The following is a 20,838-nucleotide window of genomic DNA, read 5'->3' as shown; positions in this document are numbered from 1 at the left end:
CGCGATGGCGATGCGCGCACCGCTCCCCGTCCGGGACGGCGTCGGCCCGACGCGACTGCGGGTGCCGCGCACCGGTCCGTGGCCGACGATCGCGGCATACGTGACCGACCGCTTCTCGCACCTCGATCCCGAGGTGCTGCTCGCCCGCTTCCACCGCGGCGAGGTCGTCGGCATCGACGGGATGCCGCTGACGCCCGACACCCCGCTGGGTGCGGCCGACTTCATCTGGTACTACCGCGAACCGCCCGTCGAAGACGTGCTCCCTGTGACCGAGGAGATCCTGCACCGCGACGATCACCTCGTCGTGATCGACAAACCGCACTTCCTCCCCACGACCCCCGGCGGCGGCTTCCTGCAGAACTCCGCACTCGTGCGCCTGCGGCGACGCCTCGATCTGCCCGAGTTCACGCCCATCCACCGCCTCGACCGGGTGACGGCGGGTCTTCTGATGTTCTCGGTGCGTCCGGACAGTCGGGGCGCATACCAGAGCATGTTCGCCGAGCGGACGGTCGAAAAGGTCTACGAAGCGGTCTCCGCGGTGCCGGATGCCGGTGTCCCCGAGCTTCCGCGGGTGGTCCGCAGCCGTCTGTCGAGCGAGAAGGGCCGGCTGCGGGTCGCGGAGACGGTCGAGGGCGAGCCGAACTCCGAGACGCGGATCGAACACCTCGCCACCGGTCTCAGCTCCGGCACCCACGCCGGGCTGCCGGTCGTCCACACGCTCCTGCGCCCGCGGACCGGGCGGATGCACCAGCTCCGCGCGCACCTGGCCGCGATCGGCATCGGCATCCTGAACGACCGCTTCTACCCCGTGCTCGAGGACGAATCCCCCGATGACCCCGACCGGCCGCTGCAGCTGCTCGCCCGCGAGCTGCGCTTCGTCGACCCGCTGACGGGGCGTCCGCGCGAGTTCGTCACCGGATTGACGCTGCGTGAGGCGCCGTCGCGCGCCGGCTGACGCTCAGCCGAGCTGCTCGCCGAGCTCGAACCAGCGCTCCTCGACCTCGGCGATCTCCGCCTCGAGGGCGCTGATCGCCTTCATCTTCTCGCCGAGGCCGGCGTAATCGGCCTGGTCGTGGTCGGCGAGCGACGTCCGCGACGCGTCGACCTGCTTCGTCAGCTTCTCGAGCCGCCTCTCCAGGGACTGCAGCTCCTTCTCGGCGCTGCGCCGCTCGGCGCCGACGAGGCCGGATGCCACGGGCGCGGCATCCGTCGCCGTCTGAGCCTGCGCGGGCACGGCGCCCGTCGCCTGCGGCTGGGCGTGCCGCAGTCGGAGGTACTCCTCGATTCCGCCGGGGAGGTGACGGAGAGTCCCGCCCATGACGGCGTACTGCTGATCGGTGACACGCTCCATGAAGTAGCGGTCGTGGGAGACGACGATGAGGGTGCCGGCCCACGAGTCGAGGAGATCCTCGATGGCCGCGAGCATATCGGTGTCGAGGTCGTTGGTCGGCTCATCGAGGATGAGCACGTTCGGCTGGTCGAGGAGGATGAGCAGCAGCTGCAGGCGCCGCTTCTGGCCGCCGGAGAGGTCCTTAACCGGCGTCGACAGCTGCGCGGAGGAGAAGCCCATGCGCTCCAGGAGCTGGCCGGGAGTGAGCTCCTGCGCCTTCGAGCCCGCACCGAACGTGTACGTCGTGCGCAGGCGCGACACGACGACCCGCACGGGCTCGTCGAGGTGCGGGTCGAGCTCGTCCATGCGCTGGGTGAGGGTCGCGACCTTGACGGTCTTGCCGTGCTTGACGCGGCCGCTGGTGGGCTCGACGGTGCCGGAGATGAGACCGAGGAGCGTCGACTTGCCGGCGCCGTTGACGCCGAGGATGCCGGTGCGCTCCCCCGGCGCGATGCGCCATTCCACGTGCCGCAGCACGTCGCGGCCGTCGTAGGCGACGCCGGCATCCAGGATGTCGACGACGTCCTTGCCGAGGCGGGCGACGGCGAGGGACTGCAGCGAGACGCGGTCGCGGATCTCGGGGACGTCGGCGATGAGCTCGTTCGCGGCGTCGATGCGGAACTTCGGCTTCGACGTGCGTGCGGGGGCGCCGCGGCGCAGCCACGCGAGCTCCTTGCGGGCGAGGTTCTGGCGACGCGCCTCGATGGCGGCGGCCTGCCGGTCGCGCTCCACGCGCTGCAGGATGTAGGCCGCATAGCCTCCGTCGAAGGGCTCGACGATGCGGTCGTGCACCTCCCACGTCTTGGTGCAGACCTCGTCGAGGAACCAGCGGTCGTGCGTGACGACCATGAGCGCGCCGGAACTGGTCGCCCAGCGGCGCTTGAGGTGCTCGGCGAGCCATGCGATCGCCTCGACGTCGAGGTGGTTGGTGGGCTCGTCGAGGGCGAGCACGTCCCAGTCGCCTGCCAGCAGCCTCGCGAGCGCGACGCGACGGCGCTGACCGCCCGAGAGCGTGCCGACGGCGGCATCCCAGTCGAGGTCCGACACGAGGCCCGCCAGCACGTCGCGGACCCGGGCGTCACCGGCCCACTCATGTTCGGGGGCATCTCCCACGACGGCGCGGCTGACGGTCAGGTCGTCGGGCAGGACGTCGGCCTGCTCGAGGACGCCGATCGTGACGCCGCCGCGCACCGTGACGCGGCCGGAGTCCGGCTCCCGGCGTCCGGCGAGCATCGCCATGAGGCTCGACTTGCCGTCGCCGTTGCGGCCGACGATGCCGATGCGGTCGCCCTCGTCGACCCCGAGCGAGACGCCGTCGAAGACGACCTTGGTCGGGTATTCCAGGTGCAGGGCCTCGGCCCCGAGAAGATGTGCCATCGACTCCAGGCTACGCGGGCGGTGGCGGCAACCGGCGTCAGTCGGCGTCGGTGAGGACCCGCAGACGTTCGCCGTCGAGGACGAACTGGACGGCCGCTCCCGCAGGGAACCGCTCTCGGAACTCCGCCGGAAGCTCGTCGCTCACCCGGAAGACCACGGCGGCGGGGAATCCTCCCGCACCGCAGCCACCGAACATCGGCCCGACGAACCCGTCCGAGTCGTTGTAGGTCTCGATCGATCTGACGCTGAGGATGGACAGGCAGCGGTCCCCCACATCGAAGTCAGCGGCCGATATGCCGGCGATCGCGAGCCCGTGGTACTCGAACCGCGGTCCGACAGATCCCCATCCCGTGAGCTCCTCCGGCCATTCGAGAGCCGAACCGGCCGGCACGGTGTCGACCAGCCGCACCCCCTCGTCGAGCGAGGGCTGCGACGCGGCGGGGACGCCGACGGCGTATGTCAGGCCGACGGCGACTGCGGCCGTGGCGACCACCGACGCGGGCCACAGCCAGCGGCGCCACCCCGGCCGTGCCGTCGCGACGAGAGCGTCTTCCACAGCCGGTGCGGGCGACGCCGATGTCGAGGGCGCGGGCGGCACGGATTCGATGATCGCCTCCGACGCGACAGCCGCGGGCTGCGCGGGCGCAGCGACGGGGACCGGCCTCGCGGCGGCCCGTGCCGCCGCTTCCAACTCCCGCAGCCGTGCCAGCGCGCCTCGGTCAGCGGCGATGTCGGCGCCCGGACCGTAGGCCCGCGCCCTCAGCTCATCGAGTTCCGTCCGGCTCTGGTCCACGCCGGTATCCTCGCACGGCCCGCCTGCGCCGCCCGGGGTCAGTACCAGAAGCTCAGTCGCGGGGTCGTGGTCGAGGCGAACACCCGGGCGATGCGCGCCGGATCACCCGTCTCCAGGCGCCCGGCCCGTGCCAGGGTCGCCGCTGACACGCCGCCGAGCAGGAGCGCGGAGAGCTCTGGCACCCCGAGTCGGACGAGCGGCACCCCGACCGGCGCACTGTCGACGGGTTCGACCTCGGCCTGCTCCCCCGCCGTCACCACGAACACGCCGTCCGCGATGCCGAGCGGGTCGGTGACCTCGAGCGCGATCGTGTCATCGACGTCGTAGCTGCGGGCACGCAGCGCCGCCGGCACGTCGAGCACCCGCACGTACTGGTGGTCGCGGACGGTGATGGTGGCGGCACGCTGGTCGGAGATCATCCACCACAGCGGCTCGTCGACCGAGAGCTCACTCGCCGAGATCGTGCCGATGAGATCCATCGACAGGAAGAACTTCCACAGTGCCGCGTACGCGGCATCCGTCGCAGCGATCAGCTGCACGATCGTGACCGTCGACGCGGCGTAGTCGTCGTGGTTCTCGGTGACGGTGTAGATCGCGAGCCCCTCGACCTCGCCACCGGGCGAGCGGTACTGCACGACCCGGCGCGCCTCGGCCTTCTCGGCGTCGGCGCGGGTGCCGAAGGCCCGGTCCCAGTGCCCGCCGGGCATGTCGATCTCGCCGGGCGTCGTCACCCGCACGCGGTCGTGGAGCGCCGGTGCGACGCGCCGACCCTCTTCCCGGCTGATGAAATCGATGCGTCCGGGCGCGTCGGGTCCACTCCAGCGGGCGCGACGCACGTCGATCTTCCAGTGCGCGGCCTGCGCGGCGGGGGCGAACCCGAACCGGCCGTAGATTCCCGACTCGGTCACGGTGAGCATCGCGACCGGGTATCCGGCGCCTGCGGCCGTGAGCAGCTCGCTCGCCATGACCCGGCTCAGGATGCCGCGGCGTCGGTGCGTCGGGGCGACGGTCACCGAGCTGACGGCGCAGGCGGGCACGGTGCCGCCGGGGACGGCGAGCTCCGCGCCCCACGAGGCGAACGTGGCCACCGGCACCGCGGCATCCACCCCGGCGTCGTCGTAGACCCCGATCTTGCGACGGTACCCGTTCAGCTCGAACGCGGTCCGCCGCTGCACATCGTTGCGCTCACCGTCGAGGAAGCCGCGCGCGACCGCGTCGGTCCACGCGTACGACCCCGCCGTGTCCTCGTCGCCGACGCGCGCGACGCGCAGTCCCTGCGCGGCGAAGGATGCGCTGAGGGACTCGTCGAGGTCGGCGGTGTGGAATGTGGCGTCGAGGGAGCTCATACTCCCAGGCTACGGCCCTCCGCGGGCACGCTCAGAGCACCCGGGTGCCGGGGACCGGGCCGTATACATGGAAGGCGCGGAGCCCTTCGCCCGCGAGCGCGGCCGCGAGGTCGGCGCCCTGGCGCTCATCGCCCGCGAGGAAGGCGACCGTGGGTCCCGACCCCGACACCAGCCCGCCGAGGGCGCCGCGGCGCTTGCCCGCTTCGAGCACGAGGGCGAGCTCGGGCATGAGCGTGACCGCGGCCAGTTCGAGGTCGTTGCGGATGGCGGCACCGAGCCCTTCGGCGTCCCCTGCACGCAGCGCACGCAGCACCGCCGGGTCGACGCTCGGGGCGGCGCGGTCGGGCGTGATGTCGGCCTCGGCGCGCAGCCGATCGAGCTCGCGGTACACCTGCGGTGTCGACAGTCCGCCGTCGCTCACGACGAGAACCCAGTCGAACCGGCCGCGGGCCAGCGCCGGCGCGAGTTCGTCGCCCCGGCCGGTGCCCACCGCGGTGCCGCCCAGCACCGAGAACGGCACGTCCGCGCCGAGGTCGGCGCCGAGCCGCTGCAGCTCGGCGTGCGTGAGCCCCGCACCGATCAGCTCATTCACCGCGACGAGCGCGGCCGCGGCGTCGGCCGAGCCGCCGCCCATGCCGCCGGCGACCGGCACCCCCTTGTGGATCTCGAGGTGCACCCCGCCGTCCCACTCGGCCATCGTCGTCACGAGCTTCGCGGCCCGGACCGCGAGATTGGTGTCATCCAGCGGCACACCCGAGACGTCGACGTCGCCCGTCACGGCGATCGTGAAGCCGTCGGCGTGAGTTGCCCAGAGGTCCTCGTACAGCGACACCGCCTGATAGACGGATGCCACGTCGTGGTACCCGTCATCCGCGGCATCCCCCACCTCGAACGAGAGGTTGAGCTTGCCGGGGGCGCGCACGTGCACGCGTCGTGAGGTGTCGAAGAGGGCGCTCACGCGTTCGCCGACTCCGCCCAGAGGTCGACGTCGATCGCACCGGCGAGCGCGTCGATGCGAGCGAGCTCGTCGGCATCGAAGGGTGCGGCCTCGAGGGCAGCGAGGTTCTGATCGAGCTGCTCAGTGCGCGAGGCGCCGATCAGCGCCGAGGTGACGACCTCATCGCGGAGCACCCACTGGATCGCCATCTGCGCGAGGGTCTGCCCGCGGTCCTGGGCGATCGTGTTCAGGTCGCGCAGCGTCTGCAGCGCCTTCTCGCTCAGCTGCCCGTCGGGCAGGGAGGACCGGCTCTGCGAACGGTCGCCGCGGCCGTCGGCGAGGTACTTGTCGGTGAGCAGTCCCTGCGCGAGCGGGGTGAACGCGATCGCCCCCATGCCGGCGGTCTTGAGCGCGTCGGTCAGACCGTCCTCCACCCACCGGTTGAGGATCGAGTACGCGGGCTGGTGGATGATCAGCGGCGTGCCGAGCCGCTCGGCGACCGCGACCGCCTCCGCGGTGCGCTCGGCGCTGTAGGACGAGATGCCGACGTAGAGCGCCTTGCCCTGGCGGACGAGGGTGTCGAGGGCTCCGATGGTCTCCTCGATGGGGGTGACCGGGTCGGCGCGGTGCGAGTAGAAGATGTCCACGTAGTCGACGCTCATCCGGCGCAGCGACTGCTCGGCGCTCGCGATGAGGTACTTCCGGGAGCCGTGGCTGCCGTAGGGCCCAGGCCACATGTCGTAGCCCGCCTTGGAGGAGACGACGATCTCGTCGCGGTAGGGCGCGAAGTCCTCGCGCATCATGCGGCCGAAGTTCGTCTCCGCGGAGCCGAACGGCGGACCGTAGTTGTTGGCGAGGTCGAAGTGCGTGATCCCCCGGTCGAAGGCGTGCCGCAGGAGGGTACGCTGGGAGTCGAACGGGATGTTGTCGCCGAAGTTCCACCAGAGCCCCAGCGAGATCGCGGGCAGGAACAGGCCGCTCGAGCCGACCTGGCGGAAGGCGCCGCCGTCGTAGCGATCGGATGCCGCCTGATACGGACGGTGGGTGTCGCCGTTGCGGGACTCGGGGAAGCGCTCGGCGTAATCGGTGGTCATCCCCCCAGGCTAGCGATCCCGACGACCGAAACGTCTCGGAAACGCGGCCCGCCTATGCTGGCCGATCCGATGCATCCAGAAGGAGAGATATGGCGCAATTGACTGCACTGCCGTCCGAAGGCGGATCGTGGACCAAGCTCCTCGAACGCGACGACATCGTCCTGCACGGCGGCGTGCTGCACCTGCGCCATGATGACATCACCCCCGAGCAGGCCCGCATCGCCGACCTGCTGCTCATCGCAGACGTCCTCGACGGCGCCGGCATCCGTCATCTCCTCCTGCGCTCCGCGGGCGTTCCCGGTCTCGTCGTCGACCTCGCCGATCGCGCTCCCGCCCTCGCCGCCCTTGCCGCGCGTGCCGCCGACGAGCCGCTGTACGCCAAGCCCAAGGGCGGCACGGCCGTACCGGTCGCGGAGTACCGCAGCAGCGGGCGCGGGCCGTCGTCCGTCCGGGTGTTTCGTCCCCGCCTCGCCGGGGAGCTCCGCTACGGCGCGGGGTTCGCGGTGCGGCTCGAGTTCTGGCGGTTCGGCGAGGAGCTCGTCGAGGCGCCGCACGCCAACGACCTCACCCGCCGGGTGATCCCCGCCGAGGACATCGAGCGCGACGTCGTGGAGCGGTACGGCCGCAGCTGGCAGACCCTGCGCGGCATGTTCGACCCCCACCCCGCCGAGATCACGCACGACATCGACATCGTGTTCTCGTGGGTGGACGGCTCGTCCACGGAGTTCCAGCGACAGCGGGCCGCCCGCATGTCGGAGTACGTGGTCGGTGAGGGCGATGACGGCCCGGCCCGGTTCCGACACGTCGACGAACTCCGCTACGCACTGCGGAGCGTCCACATGTACGCGCCGTGGGTGCGTCGCATCTTCATCGCGACCGACTCCCCTGCCCCGACGTGGCTGCTCGATCACCCGAAGGTGACGATCGTGCGCAGCGAGGAGTTCTTCGCCGACCCGTCGGTGCTGCCCACGCACAACTCGCACGCCGTCGAATCGCAGCTGCACCGCATCGAGGGTCTCTCGGAGCACTTCCTGTACTCCAACGACGACATGTTCTTCGGGCGGCCGGTCTCCCCCGAGCTGTTCTTCTCCCCCGGCGGGGTGTCGTCCTTCGTGGAGTGCGACATCCGCATCGGCACCGGCCCCAACCGCACCGCCCGCAGCGGCCACGACAACGCGCTCCGCGTGAACCGCGCCCTGCTTGAGGAGCGGTTCGGCCGCGTCATCGTCCGCGACCTCGAGCACTGCGCGGCGCCGCTGCGCCGCAGTGTCATGTTCGAGCTCGAGGAGCAGTTCCCCGAGGAGATCGCGCGCACCGCGGCATCCCGCTTCCGCTCCGCGACGGACGTCTCGGTCACGAACTGCCTGTACCACTACTACGCGGCGTTCACGGGGCGTGCGATCGCCTCGACCGCACCGCGCGTGCGCTACTTCCAGACGACTCAGGCCGCGTCGCTTCGGCGCATGGAGCGCCTGTCGGAGCGCAGCGACGTGGACATGTTCTGCCTCAACGACGGCGGCGACCACGAGGTTCCCGAAGAGGTGCGCGTGCGCGCGGTGACGGGCCTGCTGGAGCGGCTGTTCCCGGTGCGGGCGCCGTGGGAGAACCCCGCGATCAGTGCAGCGCCGGTGCGGGCACTCGAGCACCACGGGTGAGCGCACCCTCGATGCCGGCGGCGCCGAGGCGGCGCTGAGCCTCCGCCGCGTCGATGTACTCGAGCGGCGGGGTCACGGCGATCGGGACGACAGAGTGGACGACCGTCTCGTCGTACACGTGCACGAGGTTGTACGACTGCCCGGCATCCGTCGGACGCGTCCCTCCCACGGGGACCGTGAGGTCCTGCGCGTAACAGGTCGAGGACGCCACCGAGACGGGGATGCCGGCGAAGGTCGCGAACGTCGAGTAGTGCAGGTGGCCGGCGATGATCGCGCGGACGTCGCTGCCGCGGAGCACGTCGGCGAGGCGCCGCTGGTCGCGGAGCTCGACGCTCGCCGCCAGCGGCAGCACGCTCGGCACCGGCGGGTGGTGCATCGCAAGCACGGTCCCGAGCGGCGCGGGGGTGGCGAGCACGTCGCGCAGCCACGAGAGCTGAGCGTCGGTGACCTCGCCGTGGTGATGACCGGGGACGCTGGAGTCGAGGGTCACCACACGCAGGCCGTCGAGCTCGTCGACGCGGTCGTAGGGCGCGGTCGGGTCGGCGGGCACCTCGTCGAGAAGGCGCGCGCGGAAGGCACCCCGCTCGTCGTGGTTGCCCATGACCCACAGGAGCTTCGCACCGAGGCGCTCGGCGAACGGCTCGACGAGCTCGCGGAGCATGTCGTAGGCGCCCGCCTCGCCGAGGTCGACGAGGTCGCCGGTGAAGATCACGGCGTCGGGTGCGACACCGCTGGCTTCGATGCCGGCGAGAGCGGTGGTGAGGTATTCGTGACCGTCGACGCTGTCGAACAGCTGCGGGCCGGGAGCGCGCAGGTGCGTGTCACTGAGATGGAGCAGGATCCGTTCGGCGGCCGGATGTTCGGCGCGGCGCATGGGGTTCTCTTCCGTCGGTGCGAGGACGTCGGGTCGTCATCGCGCTTGCCCGAATGTTACCGACATGTTTCGAACGCGCGGTGAATGACGCGGGAAATCTTCGTACCGAGGGACGGATGCCGCCGGTCAGACCGCCGCGATGCGCGCGAAGTCGTCGATCGTGAGGTCCTCGCCGCGGGCGGTCGGTGCGACCCCGGCGGCCTCCAGGACGGCGCTCGCCTCGGCGGCGCTCCCGCCGAGCACCGCGGACAGCGCCTGGCGGAGCATCTTGCGGCGCTGCTGGAAGGCGGCGTCGACGATCGCGAACGTGCGGCGGCGCTCCTCCTCGGTGCCGCGCGGCGTGGCATCCCGCTCGAAGCCGACCAGCACGCTGTCGACGTTCGGGACCGGCCAGAACACCTGGCGGGAGACGGTGCCGGCCAGGCGCCAGCGGCCGTACCAGGCGGCCTTGACGCTCGGGGCGCCGTAGACCTTGGAGCCGGAGGGGGCGGCGAGGCGCTCGCCGACCTCGGCCTGCACCATGACGACGCCGCGCTCGAGGCTCGGGAACGTCTCCATGAAGTGCAGCAGGACGGGCACGCTGACGTTGTAGGGCAGGTTCGCGACGAGCACGTTCGGGTCGCCGGGGAGTTCGGTGACGCGCAGGGCGTCGCTGTCGACGACCGTGAGCGCACCCTCAGGCACGCCGTGCGCCGCGGCGGTGGCGGGCAGGCGCGCGGCGAGACGGTGGTCGATCTCGACCGCCGTGACCGGCGCGCCGGTCTCGAGGATCGCGAGGGTCAGCGAGCCCAGGCCTGGCCCCACCTCGACGACGCGGTCGGCGGCGGTGACCTTGGCGGCCGTGACGATCTTGCGCACCGTGTTGGCGTCGACGACGAAGTTCTGGCCGAGCTTCTTGGTCGGGGTCACGTCGAGGTCGGCGGCGAGCGCGCGGATCTCGGCGGCGCCGAGCAGGGTCACGGGCATGAGGACCAGCCTAGTCAGGGCGGGTCCGTCTGGCGGATGCACGGCGGCGGGACTCGCAGCGTTGTTGCGTGTGGCCGGAGGCGCACGAGCATAAGCACCTCGGGTCGACGCCGAGAGCGACTGTTCGGGCCCGATTTCGCACGTCCGGAAGCCTCACGTAGAGCCAGCTCGCGAGGGCCTTGATCGATGAGAGGACTCTCATCATCGGGCGAGAGATTCAGATCCTGATCGGCGCATTCTCTCGCCATCAATGTCGGACCCCCTCGGCAGGATTGGGGGTATGGACCTCCTCCGACCGCCACTTCGAGACCTGCAGATGCAGGCCGCGTCGGTGGTCGCGCGGAGCGACGCCGAGCGCTGGTTGGAGCGAGCCACGGAACCCGAACTCGCGCAGCAACTCATGGCTGTCGGCGAACTGCAGCGGCTCGTCGAGGCGCTCCTTCTCGACGCCGTGGGTGAGGTGATGCGGCGCTCCGAGCGGCCTGTCCGCGACGAGCGGATGACGTCACATCTCGGATGCCGCGACGTCACCGAGCTCGTCGAGAAGCTGACCCGCGTCGATGCGCGGAGCGCGGCGCGGCTGCAGCGCGCGGCGACCGCGGTGCGCCCGACGGTGTCCGAGATCAGCGGCGAGCAGTGCGCACCGGCGTACCCGGAGGTGCGCGAAGCGATGGTCGACGGCGTGCTCGGTGTGGACGGCGTCCTGTCGATCACCGAACCGCTGCGCACAACTGCTCCCCGGGTGTCGGAGTCCGCCCGCCGCGACGCCGCCGCCGTCGTCGTCGCCGAGGCCCGCGGCGAAGGTCCCGACGGTGCGCCGCCGGCGTGCGCGGCGCTCCTGAAGATCCACGCGCAGACCTGGGCGATCGCGCTGGATCAAGACGGTGCGGAGCCCCGCGAGCGCGCCGCCGAGCGGAAGCGCTCAGTCGTCTTGGGCACTGCGACGCCGCACGGTGTCCCCGTGCGCGGGATGCTGCTCCCCGACGTCGCCGCACAACTCCAGACGATCTTCGATGCGCAGCTCTCCCCGAAGGTCGCATTCGATCCCGACGACGACCCGTCGTTGTCGGCGCCGCGCGATGACCGGTCCCGGGCACAGCGGCAGCACGACGCGTTCGCGGCGGCGCTGGGGGTGGCGGCGTCCAGTGGCTTGCTGCCGACCCTCGGTGGATATGCGCCGACACTCGTCGTGCAGGTGACGGAGGACGACATGTCGTCCGGCCGCGGGTACGCGCACGCGCAGGGGTGCGACGAGCCGATCTCGATCGACGTGGCGCGGCACATCGCGTGCGCCGGGACGATCCAGCGCGTGACGAGCCGCGACGGTCGGATCACCTCGATCGGGAACGAGGAGCGGGTCTTCAACCGGCACCAGCGCCGCGCGATCGCCCTCCGCGACGGCGGGTGCATCATCCCCGGGTGCGGCACCCCGGCCGCGTGGTGCGAGATCCACCACGTCGTCGAGCACGCGGTCGGCGGCCCGACCCACACGGACAACGGAGTCCTGTTGTGCTGGTTCCACCACCGATTCCTCGACAAGATCGGCTGGCGGATACGGATGAACCGCGGCGTCCCCGAGGTCATGGCACCGATCTGGTTCGACACCTCGATGACGTGGCGCACGGTGACGACCTCACCGGTCCGGTTGCGATCCGCGGTCACGCGGACGTGACGGATGCCGCGGTGATCACCTTGATCACCGTCGCACGAGTCGCACGATCGAAAATACGGCGACGGCGAGACTGATCCCGGCGACCACGATCGCTCCGGGCCAACCGAGCGAGGGCGCCATCGTGCAGGTGCTGACCGCCGCAGACTCCGGGACGTAGTCGATGCAGAGTCCGGTCCACACCGTGAGGGCGAGGAATCCGGCGATCACTGCGGCCAAAAGCAGGACTACCCAGGGCCACGCGGGGCGAGTCCGGGTGACCATGCGGCTGATTCTGCTCGCACACGTCGCAAGCAGTCAACCACCAGTCAGACGAACCGCGGTCAAGCCGCCTCAGCCGGCGGCAGCCCGCGCCGCCGCCGGCAGTGCGTCCACGATGCGCCCGATCGCGGCGTCGTCGTGGGCGGCGGTCACGAACCAGGCCTCGAACGCGGACGGCGGCATCGAGACACCGGCATCCAGCATCGCGTGGAAGAACCGGCCGTACGCGGCCGAGTCCTGCGTCGTCGCGGTCGCGTAATCGGGCACCCCGCCGACGACGGCGTCGCCGAAGAAGATGCTGAACAGCGTGCCCGCCCACTGCACGACGTGCGGCACACCGGCCTCGGTGAGGGCAGCGGATGCCGCGCCCGCGACGGCCTGCGCCGCCGCCTCCAGCCGGTCGTAGACGTCGGCGGTCGCGTGGGTGAGGGTCGCGAGGCCCGCAGAGACGGCGACCGGGTTCCCCGACAGCGTGCCCGCCTGGTAGACGGGGCCGGTCGGCGCGAGGAGGTCGAGGATGTCGGCGCGACCCGCGACCGCGGCGACGGGAAGGCCGCCGCCGATGACCTTTCCGAAGGTGACGAGGTCGGGGACGACCTCCTCCCCCGCAGCGGTGAGGACGCCTGCGTACCCGGAGGCCGACGAGCGGAAGCCGGTGAGCACCTCGTCGCTGATGAGCACGGCGCTGTTGCGGTGCGCGATGTCGGAGAGGAACGCGGTGAACCCGGGCGCCGGCGGCACGACGCCCATGTTGGCGCCGGCGGCCTCGGTGATGATCGCGGCGATGCGGCCCTCGTGGGCGGCGAAGAGCTGCTCGATCGCGGTGCGGTCGTTGTACGGCACGACGAGGGTCTGCGCGGCGACGGCGGCGGGAACGCCCGCGGAGCCGGGCAGGGCGAGGGTCGCAAGCCCCGAGCCCGCCTGTGCGAGCAGGCCGTCGGAGTGGCCGTGGTAGTGGCCGGCGAACTTCACGAGCAGGTCGCGTCCGGTCGCGGCGCGCGCGAGACGGATCGCGGTCATCGTCGCCTCGGTGCCGGTCGAGACCAGCCGGATCTTCTCGGCCGCGGGGACCCGGCGACGGATCTCCTCGGCGAGCTCGGTCTCGGCGGCCGTCGGCGCTCCGAAGGAGAGACCCCGGCGCGCGGCGGCGATGACGGCGTCGACGACGGCGGGGTGGGAGTGGCCCAGCAGCGCCGGACCCCAGCTCGCGATGAGGTCGACGTACTCGCGCCCGTCGGCGTCGGTGACGTACGGCCCCTGCGCGGACACCATGAAGCGCGGCGTCCCGCCGACCGACCCGTAGGCGCGGACGGGCGAGTCCACGCCGCCGGGGATGACCTCCCGGGCGCGGGCGAACAGTTCGTCGTTGCGGCTCATGCCAGTTCCTTCCCGGCGCGCAGCCAGTGAGCGACCTCGAGGGCCCAGTAGGTGAGGATGACGTCGGCTCCGGCTCGGCGGATGCCGATCAGGCTCTCCCCGATGGCGCGGTCGCGGTCGATGAGACCGGCGGATGCCGCGTGCTCGATCATCGCGTACTCGCCCGACACCTGGTACGCCCACACCGGCACGCTCGAGCGGTCGGCGACCCGGGCGAGCACGTCGAGGTACGGCATCGCAGGCTTGACCATGACGACGTCCGCACCCTCGGCGATGTCGAGGAGAGCTTCCTCGATGCCCTCGCGGCCGTTCGCGGGGTCCATCTGGTAGGTGCGGCGGTCGCCCTGGAGCGTGGACTCGACGGCGTCGCGGAAAGGCCCGTAGAAGGCGGAGGCGTACTTGGCGGAATAGGCGAGGATCGCGACGTGCGCGAAGCCGGCGTCATCCAGCGCACGGCGGACGGCATCCACCTGGCCGTCCATCATCCCCGACAGGCCCAGCACGTCGGCGCCGGCGCGGGCCTGCGCGACGCCCATCGCGGCGTACACCTCGAGGGTGGCGTCGTTGTCGACCGAGCCGTCGGCGGCGAGCAGACCGCAGTGCCCGTGGTCGGTGAACTCGTCGAGGCACAGGTCGGCCTGCACGGTGAGACGTCCGGCGGCGGCGCGCGCGGCGACGGCGATCGCCGTGTTGAGGATGCCGTCCGGGTCGGTCGCGCCGCTGCCCTCGGCGTCACGCGTGGCGGGGACGCCGAAGAGCATGATGCCCCCGAGGCCCGCCGCGGCGGCCTCGTCGACGACGTCGGCGATCGCGTCGAGCGGATGCTGCGACACCCCGGGCATGCTCGTGATCGGCTGCGCCGCGGAGATGCCCTCCTTCACGAACACCGGCAGCACGAGCTGCGACGGGTCGAGGTAGTGCTCGGCGGCGAGACGGCGCAGCGCGGGCGTGCCACGCAGGCGACGGAGCCGGCGGGTGGGGAAGGCGGTCATGCGGACTCCTGGGGAACGAGGGCGTCGAGCTCGGCGATCAAGGCGTCGATGCTCTGGGTGCGGGCGGTATGGCCGACGCGGAAGCCGAGGGCGCTCGCGTCGCGGGTGGTGCCGGGGCCGATGGATGCCACGAGGGTACTCTCGGGCAGCTCGCCGACTTGGCGGCGGAGCTCCCGGCCGACGCTGAGCGAGGTCAGCAGCACGGTGTCGATGACACCCGAGCGGAGATCGTCGGCGACGCCGTCGGGCAGGTCGATGCCGACGGTGCGGTAGGCGATGCAGACGTCGACGGCGAAGCCGCGCACCTCCAGCTCGTCGCTGACGACGGCCTGCGCGAGGTCGCTGCGCAGCACGAGGGCGCGGCCGGTGGCCGCGGGGTCACGGCCGGCGCACCACTGCGTGATCATCGTGGCGGCACTGGCGGTGCCCGCCGGGACGAACTCGACCTCCCAGCCGGCGTCCGCGATGGCGCGCGCGGTGGCGCGGCCGACGACGCCGATGCGGGTTGTCGGCGGCACCTCGACCCGGTGTTGGCGCAGCTGCTCGACGGTCGCGGCACTCGTGACGAAGAGCCACTCGTACCGCCCCGACGACAGCGCCGCGAACGCACGGTCGCGCGCTGCGGTGTCGCGCGGCGGTGCGGAGCCGATCAGCGGGGCGACGACCGCGTCGGCCCCGCGGCTGCGGAGGTCGGCGCGCACGCGCTCCCCCCAGGCCCCCGAGCGCGGGACGAGGACGCGACGGCCGGTGAGGTAGCCGCCGATCATCGGGAGTATCCGGCGAGGTCGGCGAGGTCCGCCGCCCCGCCGGCAAGCAGCTCCTGCACGACGTCCGCGGCGGCGGCGTCGATGTCGACGTCCCCGGGCAGTCGGCGCTCGGCGGTGACCGAACGCCGGCCGTCCTCCGAATACACCGACGCCACAAGCGTCACGGCATCGCCGTCGCGCACGGCGTCGATTCCCACGGGAGCCGCGCAACCGGCCTCCAGGCGGTGCAGGACCGCGCGCTCGAGGTTCGCCGCGAGAGCGGTGTCGGCGTCCTCGACGAGACGGACGATGTCCGCGATGGCGGTGTCGCCCTCGCGGATCTCGACGGCCAGCGCACCCTGCGCAGCCGACGACGGCCACGGCAGCACATCGGTGATGGCCGCCTCCCGACCGATGCGGCGCAGACCCGCCTCGGCGAGCACGATCGCATCGAACTCGCCAGAGGCGACCTTCGCGAGGCGGCTTTCGACGTTGCCGCGGATCCCGCCGACGACGAGGTCGGGGCGGCGCTGCAGCAGCTGGGCAACGCGGCGCGGAGACCCGGTGCCGACGCGGGCACCCTCGGGCAGCGTCTCGAGCGTCAGACCGTCGCGCGCGCAGAGCACATCGTGCTGCGACGCCCGCACCGGCACGGCGCCGACGACGATGCCGGGGAATCGCGCGGTCGGCAGGTCCTTCATCGAGTGCACGAGCAGGTCGCACTCGTCCCGCAGCAGCGCGTCGCGCAGCGCCGTCGCGAACACGCCGGTGCCGCCCATCTGCGCGAGCGGGCCGCTCGTGACGTCGCCCTCGCTCGTGATCTTGACGAGCTCGACCTCCCGACCGGACGCCGCCGCGAGTGCATCCGCAACGTGCTGTGACTGCGTGGTCGCGAGCAGGCTCGCCCGGGTGCCGAGTCGGAGCGCGCTCACGGGGCGACCCCCGCGAGGGCGGGCTGGAAGCCGAGACGTTTGTTCTCGCAGCACCCCGGACGGCAGACGTCGTACCAGGGTCCGAGGTCGGTGACGGCGGGACGCTCCTCGACCGGGGTGCCGGCGAGGCGCTCCTGCACGAGGTCGACGAGGCCCGACACGTACGCGGGGTGCGTCGACGGGGTGGCGGTGCGGATGCCGATGAGGCCGAGCTCGCCCGCCGTCTCGATCGCCTCGGTGTCGAGGTCCCACATGACTTCCATGTGGTCGCTCACGAACCCGAGCGGCACGATGAGCACGGCCTTCCGGCCGCGCCCGGGGAGCTCCTGCATCGCGTCGTTGATGTCGGGCTCGAGCCACGGCACGGACGGCGGACCGGAGCGGCTCTGGAAGACGAGCTGCCACGAGCTCGGGATGCCGAGCTGCGCCATGATCTCCTGCGCGACGGCGGTGTGCTGCGCGACGTACGCGCCGCCGGGGCCGAAGCCGCGCTCGGGCGGGCCGGAGCGGTCGGCGTCGGAGTTCGGGATCGAGTGCGTGGAGAACAGGATCTCGACGTCGTTCGCGAGGTCGGTGATGCCGCGCTCCGCGAGCTCGGCGACGCCTGCCCGGATGCCTTCGACGAACGGTGCGACGAAGCCGGGGTGGTCGAAGAACTGCCGCACCTTGTCGATCTGCAGGCTCTCCTGCAGCCCCGTCGCCTCGACGGCGTCCGCGAGGTCCTCCCGGTACTGACGGCAAGAGGAGTACGAGCTGTAGGCGCTGGTGGCGATGGCGAGGAGCTTGGTCCGGCCGTCGCGGTGCGCCGACTCCACGGCATCCGTCACGTAGGGCATCCAGTTGCGGTTGCCCCAGTACACCGGCAGGTCGAGCCCGCGGGAGGCGAGCTCGGCGTCCAGCGCTGCCTTCAGCTCGCGGTTGTGCTCGTTGATCGGCGAGACGCCGCCGAAGTGGCGGTAGTGGTGGGCGACCTCCTCGAGACGCTCGTCGGGGATGCCACGACCTGCGGTGACGTTGCGGAGGAAGGGGATGACGTCGTCCTGTCCCTCCGGACCGCCGAAGCCGAGCAGCAGGATGCCGTCGTAGGCGACGGGCGCGGTCGCGTGCGGCGCGCCGTCGCACGTGGCCTCGGTCGCCCCCGGCACGACGCAGCCGTCGGCGGCGACGGCGGCCGTGGCGCGCGGCGGCTTCGGGCGGAAGGGCTCGCCGACGTTCTGCGCGCTCACGCGAGCACCTCGGCGAGCTCGGCGATCTCGACCCGGCGGCCCGTGTAGAACGGCACCTCCTCGCGCACGTGGCGGCGCGCGTCGGTGGCGCGGAGGTCGCGCATCAGGTCGACGAGGCTGATGAGGTTGTCGCTCTCCAGCGGCAGCAGCCACTCGTAGTCGCTCAGCGCGAAGGTCGAGACGGTGTTCGCGATCACGTCGCGGAACTTCGCACCCTGGCGGCCGTGCTCCATGAGCATCCGGGAGCGCTCCTCCTCGGGCAGCAGGTACCACTCGTAGCTGCGGACGAAGGGGTACAGGCACAGCCACTCGCGGGCGTGCTCGCCGCGGAGGTAACCGGGCACGTGACGCTTGTTGAACTCCGCCTCGCGGTGGACGCCCATCGCGCTCCAGATGTTCTTGAACGCGGCGAGCGCATCCGTCCGGCGGAGCTCCCGCAGCGCCTTCTGGAGGCCGGCGGGGTCTTCGCCGTGCAGCCAGACCATGAGGTCGGCGTCAGCGCGCATGCCGGTCACGTCGTACAGACCGCGGAGGGTCACCCCGACCGCCGGGAAGGTGTCGGCCACGGCGGTGAGGGCGGCCAGCGCCTCGCTGCTCGGAGCGACCGGGCGCGGACGGGGCCCGGCGAGGATCGCGAACAGCGTGTAGCCGAGACCGGGGGCTGACTGCTCGTCAGCGGACATGACGTGCTCCTTCGTGAGGGGTGTGCGAGGCGATGATGTCGGTCGCGAGCGACCGTGCGTGCGGGATGACCGACGCGAGTCCCGTCCCGGCGGCGATGGCGCCGGTGAGGCGGATGCCGCGCTCCTGCGCTGCGGTGGCGAGCGCCGAACGGGTGGCGGGCGGGCAGACGGCGTCGGGCCAGACGACCTGCGTGAGGGTGCGGACATCGCCCGCGCTCACCGGGGCACCGGTGAGGGTGCGGACGGCGCGGGCGACCTGGGCGCCGGTCTCGAGCCCTCCGGCGTCGCCGTCGCGTGCCGACAGCCGCACCACGGAGCGCCCTGCGGGGAGGGCGGCATCGGCCCAGTCCCACTTCGCGTCGACGTGGGTGAGCGCCTTTGCGGGCGTGGCCACGTCGGGAGCGACGATGACGCCCGAGCCGACCGGGTGGCGGCGCAGGGCGTCGCCGGCGATCTCGGCGACGGTGAGCCGGACCGGCGCGGCCGCGGCGATCTGGACGCCGAGGAGGTCAGCGGCTGCTCCCGGCCCGGTCGCGAGGACGACGGTGCGCCCGCGGAGGGTCTCATCGTCGAGCACGACGTCGGTCGCTCCGTCCTCGGAACGGAGCCGGCGGACTCTCCCCCCGGTGCGGATCTGTGCGCCGGCGCGGAGGGCGGCGGCGTGCAGCTGCGCAGCGAGACGCCACAGGCCGCCTTCGACACCGCGGACGGCGCTGCCGGCGCGGGAGTCGGGGGCGAGCGCGTCGACCGCCGCGGTCAGCGAGCCGTGCGCGTGGTACGCCTCCCACAGGGCGGGGTGGAGAGCCGACAGTCGCACCGAGGCGGCGTCGTGCGAGTAGACGCTCCGGCACAGCGGCTCGACGAGGCGCTCGGCGACGGCGGCGCCGTAACGCGAGATGACGAGGTCGGCGAGCGACGGCTCCGGACCGTCCGCCACGGGAAGAGTGCGCTCGGCGAGGGCGCGCCGGGAACCGGCGCGGCCGAGGATCGCCGCGACATCGGCGGCGGCGGGATCGGCCGGCATCCCGATGAGCGCGCGGCGCGGCAGCGGCGAGCGGCGGACGCGACCGAACCGGCCACGGTAGGCGAGGTGGGCTCCGCCGGGGCGCGGAGAGGTGAACTGCACGGGCAGACGCGCGTCGTCGACGAGGTCGACGACGCCGCTCGTGCGGGTCGCGAAGGACTCCGCGCCGAGGTCGAGCTCGACCCCGGCGAGAACGCCCCGGCGCAGCATCCCGCCGGTGGACTCTTCGGCGTCGGTCACGACGACGTCGAGACCGGCGCGGGCGACCTCCCAGCCGAGGGTGAGGCCGGCGATGCCCCCGCCGACCACGATCACATCGTGGACGGCAGGAGTGTGGGACTGTGCGATCACCGCGCCCGCCAGTCGTGGACGGTCCGGACGACGGCCGAGATCGCGTTGGGATCAGCGTCCATCGGGACGCCGTGACCGAGGTTGAAGACGTGGGCGCGGGCGCTCCGGCCCGCCTCGAGGATGCCGTGGATCGCCGCGGTGCGGACGGGCTCGGGCGCGAACAGCATCGCCGGGTCGAGGTTTCCCTGCAGCGTGAGGTCGCGGCCGATGCGGCGGTGCGCCTCGTCGAGCGGCACCCGGTAGTCGACGCCGAGGGCGTCGATGTCGGGCGTGGCCATGTCGGCGAGGATCTCGCCAGTGCCGACCCCGAAGTGCACGAGCGGCAGGCGGTCGACGCCGTCCGGCAGCGGCAGGGCGCGCGCGTGGGCGAGTGCCGTGACCGAGGCCGGAAGCGCCGATGACCGGTAGTCGTCGGGGTGGAGGCCGCCGGCCCACGAGTCGAAGAGCTGACCGGCGCTCGCGCCCGCCTCGATCTGAAGGGCGAGGAAGCGCCCGGTGACCTCGGCGAGCCACGCGGTGAGGTCGGCCCAGGCTGCCGGGTCATCGTGGATGAGGCGCCGGGCGGCCATGTGGTCCTTCGACGGGCCGCCTTCGACGAGGTAGGCCGCGAGGGTGAACGGGGCGCCGGCGAAGCCGATGAGCGGCAGCGGTTCGCCGCGCTCCTCGGAGAGCTCGGCGAGCATCGCGGTCGTGCGGCCGACGGCGTCGACGATCGGGCCGCCGCGCTCGGTCACGAGCGCGGGGTCGATGGCGACCGTGCGTGCGATGTCGGCGGTGGTGTGCAGCGGCTGCGAGAAGACGGGCCCGCGACCGGCGGCGATCTCCACGTGGATGCCCATGAGCGCGAGCGGGATGATGATGTCGCTGAAGAAGATCGCGGCATCCACTCCGTGCCGGCGCACCGGCTGCATCGTGATCTCGCTGGCCATCGCCGGGTCGAGGCACGCGTCGATCATGCTGCCGCGCGAGCGCAGCGCCCGGTACTCGGGCAGCGAACGACCCGCCTGGCGCATGAACCAGACCGGGGTGATCTCCGGACGGTCGCCGAGCAGCGCCCGGATCAGGCGCGACTGCGCGGTGCCGTGGGCGATGAGGGGATGGCTGAGGGCCGGAATGATGAACTCCTCGAATCGGTTAATCGATAT

General features: G+C 72.2%; 19 protein-coding genes. 3 read left to right on the top strand and 16 right to left on the bottom strand.

Translation table 11 applies throughout. The features are described from left to right. Positions 1-4 precede the first annotated feature (4 nt). Positions 5-955: a pseudouridine synthase gene (locus ACHFGS_RS08335; RefSeq protein ID WP_394278693.1), complete on the top strand. Its 951-nt coding sequence runs from the start codon at positions 5-7 to the stop codon at positions 953-955. A gap of 3 nt (positions 956-958) precedes the next feature. Here ACHFGS_RS08335 and ACHFGS_RS08330 read toward each other — a convergent pair whose 3' ends face one another. From ACHFGS_RS08330 to mgrA, 5 genes are read right to left on the bottom strand one after another with little or no spacing between them, the layout of a single operon-like run. After that, on the bottom strand, positions 959-2,767 hold the full coding sequence (locus ACHFGS_RS08330; protein WP_394278694.1) for an ABC-F family ATP-binding cassette domain-containing protein: 1,809 nt from the start codon (positions 2,765-2,767) through the stop codon (positions 959-961). A 37-nt stretch (positions 2,768-2,804) separates the two neighbouring features. Beyond that, the gene (locus tag ACHFGS_RS08325; RefSeq protein ID WP_394278695.1) at positions 2,805-3,560 is read right to left on the bottom strand and encodes a hypothetical protein; all 756 of its coding nucleotides are present in this window, start codon (positions 3,558-3,560) and stop codon (positions 2,805-2,807) included. Between the two features lie 38 nt (positions 3,561-3,598). Continuing rightward, on the bottom strand, positions 3,599-4,906 hold the full coding sequence (locus ACHFGS_RS08320) for a GNAT family N-acetyltransferase (RefSeq protein ID WP_394278696.1): 1,308 nt from the start codon (positions 4,904-4,906) through the stop codon (positions 3,599-3,601). 31 nt (positions 4,907-4,937) lie between these two features. Then, positions 4,938-5,864 (bottom strand): 4-(cytidine 5'-diphospho)-2-C-methyl-D-erythritol kinase, encoded by a 927-nt coding sequence (locus tag ACHFGS_RS08315; protein ID WP_394289354.1) that lies wholly within the window; start codon positions 5,862-5,864, stop codon positions 4,938-4,940. Next, positions 5,861-6,937, bottom strand: a complete 1,077-nt coding sequence (gene mgrA, locus ACHFGS_RS08310) for an L-glyceraldehyde 3-phosphate reductase (protein WP_394280237.1) — start codon at positions 6,935-6,937, stop codon at positions 5,861-5,863. Before mgrA ends, ACHFGS_RS08315 begins: the two co-directional genes overlap by 4 nt. Positions 6,938-7,026: 89 nt before the next feature. Between mgrA and ACHFGS_RS08305 the strand changes: the two genes are divergently transcribed. Beyond that, the gene (locus tag ACHFGS_RS08305) at positions 7,027-8,592 is read left to right on the top strand and encodes a stealth family protein (protein ID WP_394280238.1); all 1,566 of its coding nucleotides are present in this window, start codon (positions 7,027-7,029) and stop codon (positions 8,590-8,592) included. Here ACHFGS_RS08305 and ACHFGS_RS08300 read toward each other — a convergent pair. Further along, a complete protein-coding gene (locus tag ACHFGS_RS08300) occupies positions 8,552-9,466 on the bottom strand; it encodes a phosphodiesterase (protein ID WP_394280239.1) in 915 nt (304 codons plus the stop codon). The two genes, ACHFGS_RS08305 and ACHFGS_RS08300, sit on opposite strands and share 41 nt — an antisense overlap. A gap of 126 nt (positions 9,467-9,592) precedes the next feature. Then, a complete protein-coding gene (rsmA, locus tag ACHFGS_RS08295) occupies positions 9,593-10,432 on the bottom strand; it encodes a 16S rRNA (adenine(1518)-N(6)/adenine(1519)-N(6))-dimethyltransferase RsmA (RefSeq protein ID WP_394280240.1) in 840 nt (279 codons plus the stop codon). 280 nt (positions 10,433-10,712) lie between these two features. On the opposite strand from rsmA, the gene ACHFGS_RS08290 reads away from it, so the two are divergent. Further along, positions 10,713-12,104: a DUF222 domain-containing protein gene (locus tag ACHFGS_RS08290; RefSeq protein ID WP_394280241.1), complete on the top strand. Its 1,392-nt coding sequence runs from the start codon at positions 10,713-10,715 to the stop codon at positions 12,102-12,104. A gap of 24 nt (positions 12,105-12,128) precedes the next feature. On the opposite strand, the gene ACHFGS_RS08285 is transcribed toward ACHFGS_RS08290, so the two are convergent. From ACHFGS_RS08285 to hemE, 9 genes are all read right to left on the bottom strand, one after another. Continuing rightward, entirely contained in the window at positions 12,129-12,365 is a 237-nt protein-coding gene (locus tag ACHFGS_RS08285; RefSeq protein ID WP_394280242.1) for a hypothetical protein, read from the bottom strand. Between the two features lie 69 nt (positions 12,366-12,434). Then, positions 12,435-13,739, bottom strand: coding sequence for a glutamate-1-semialdehyde 2,1-aminomutase (gene hemL, locus ACHFGS_RS08280; protein ID WP_394289353.1), 1,305 nt, complete (start codon positions 13,737-13,739; stop codon positions 12,435-12,437). Next, complete coding sequence (hemB, locus tag ACHFGS_RS08275; RefSeq protein ID WP_394289352.1) at positions 13,736-14,731, bottom strand: porphobilinogen synthase; 996 nt, start codon at positions 14,729-14,731, stop codon at positions 13,736-13,738. Before hemB ends, hemL begins: the two co-directional genes overlap by 4 nt. After that, positions 14,728-15,498: a uroporphyrinogen-III synthase gene (locus ACHFGS_RS08270; RefSeq protein WP_394289351.1), complete on the bottom strand. Its 771-nt coding sequence runs from the start codon at positions 15,496-15,498 to the stop codon at positions 14,728-14,730. The genes hemB and ACHFGS_RS08270 overlap by 4 nt, the downstream gene beginning before the upstream one ends. Continuing rightward, complete coding sequence (gene hemC / locus ACHFGS_RS08265; RefSeq protein ID WP_394278159.1) at positions 15,495-16,409, bottom strand: hydroxymethylbilane synthase; 915 nt, start codon at positions 16,407-16,409, stop codon at positions 15,495-15,497. Before hemC ends, ACHFGS_RS08270 begins: the two co-directional genes overlap by 4 nt. Then, positions 16,406-17,635: a ferrochelatase gene (locus tag ACHFGS_RS08260; protein WP_394278158.1), complete on the bottom strand. Its 1,230-nt coding sequence runs from the start codon at positions 17,633-17,635 to the stop codon at positions 16,406-16,408. The genes hemC and ACHFGS_RS08260 overlap by 4 nt, the downstream gene beginning before the upstream one ends. Continuing rightward, positions 17,632-18,318, bottom strand: coding sequence for a hydrogen peroxide-dependent heme synthase (gene hemQ / locus ACHFGS_RS08255; protein ID WP_394278157.1), 687 nt, complete (start codon positions 18,316-18,318; stop codon positions 17,632-17,634). Before hemQ ends, ACHFGS_RS08260 begins: the two co-directional genes overlap by 4 nt. After that, positions 18,308-19,693 carry a protoporphyrinogen/coproporphyrinogen oxidase gene (locus tag ACHFGS_RS08250; protein WP_394289350.1) on the bottom strand — a complete coding sequence of 462 codons (1,386 nt, stop codon included), beginning with the start codon at positions 19,691-19,693 and terminating at the stop codon, positions 18,308-18,310. The genes hemQ and ACHFGS_RS08250 overlap by 11 nt, the downstream gene beginning before the upstream one ends. Continuing rightward, positions 19,690-20,757 (bottom strand): uroporphyrinogen decarboxylase, encoded by a 1,068-nt coding sequence (gene hemE / locus ACHFGS_RS08245; protein WP_394278129.1) that lies wholly within the window; start codon positions 20,755-20,757, stop codon positions 19,690-19,692. The genes ACHFGS_RS08250 and hemE overlap by 4 nt, the downstream gene beginning before the upstream one ends. Positions 20,758-20,838: the final 81 nt, after the last annotated feature.

Source organism: Microbacterium sp., assembly GCF_043427715.1.
Taxonomy (GTDB): domain Bacteria; phylum Actinomycetota; class Actinomycetes; order Actinomycetales; family Microbacteriaceae; genus Microbacterium.
The sequence above is the reverse complement of the archived record's forward strand: the minus strand, read 5'-3'. Positions and strand labels throughout refer to the sequence as shown.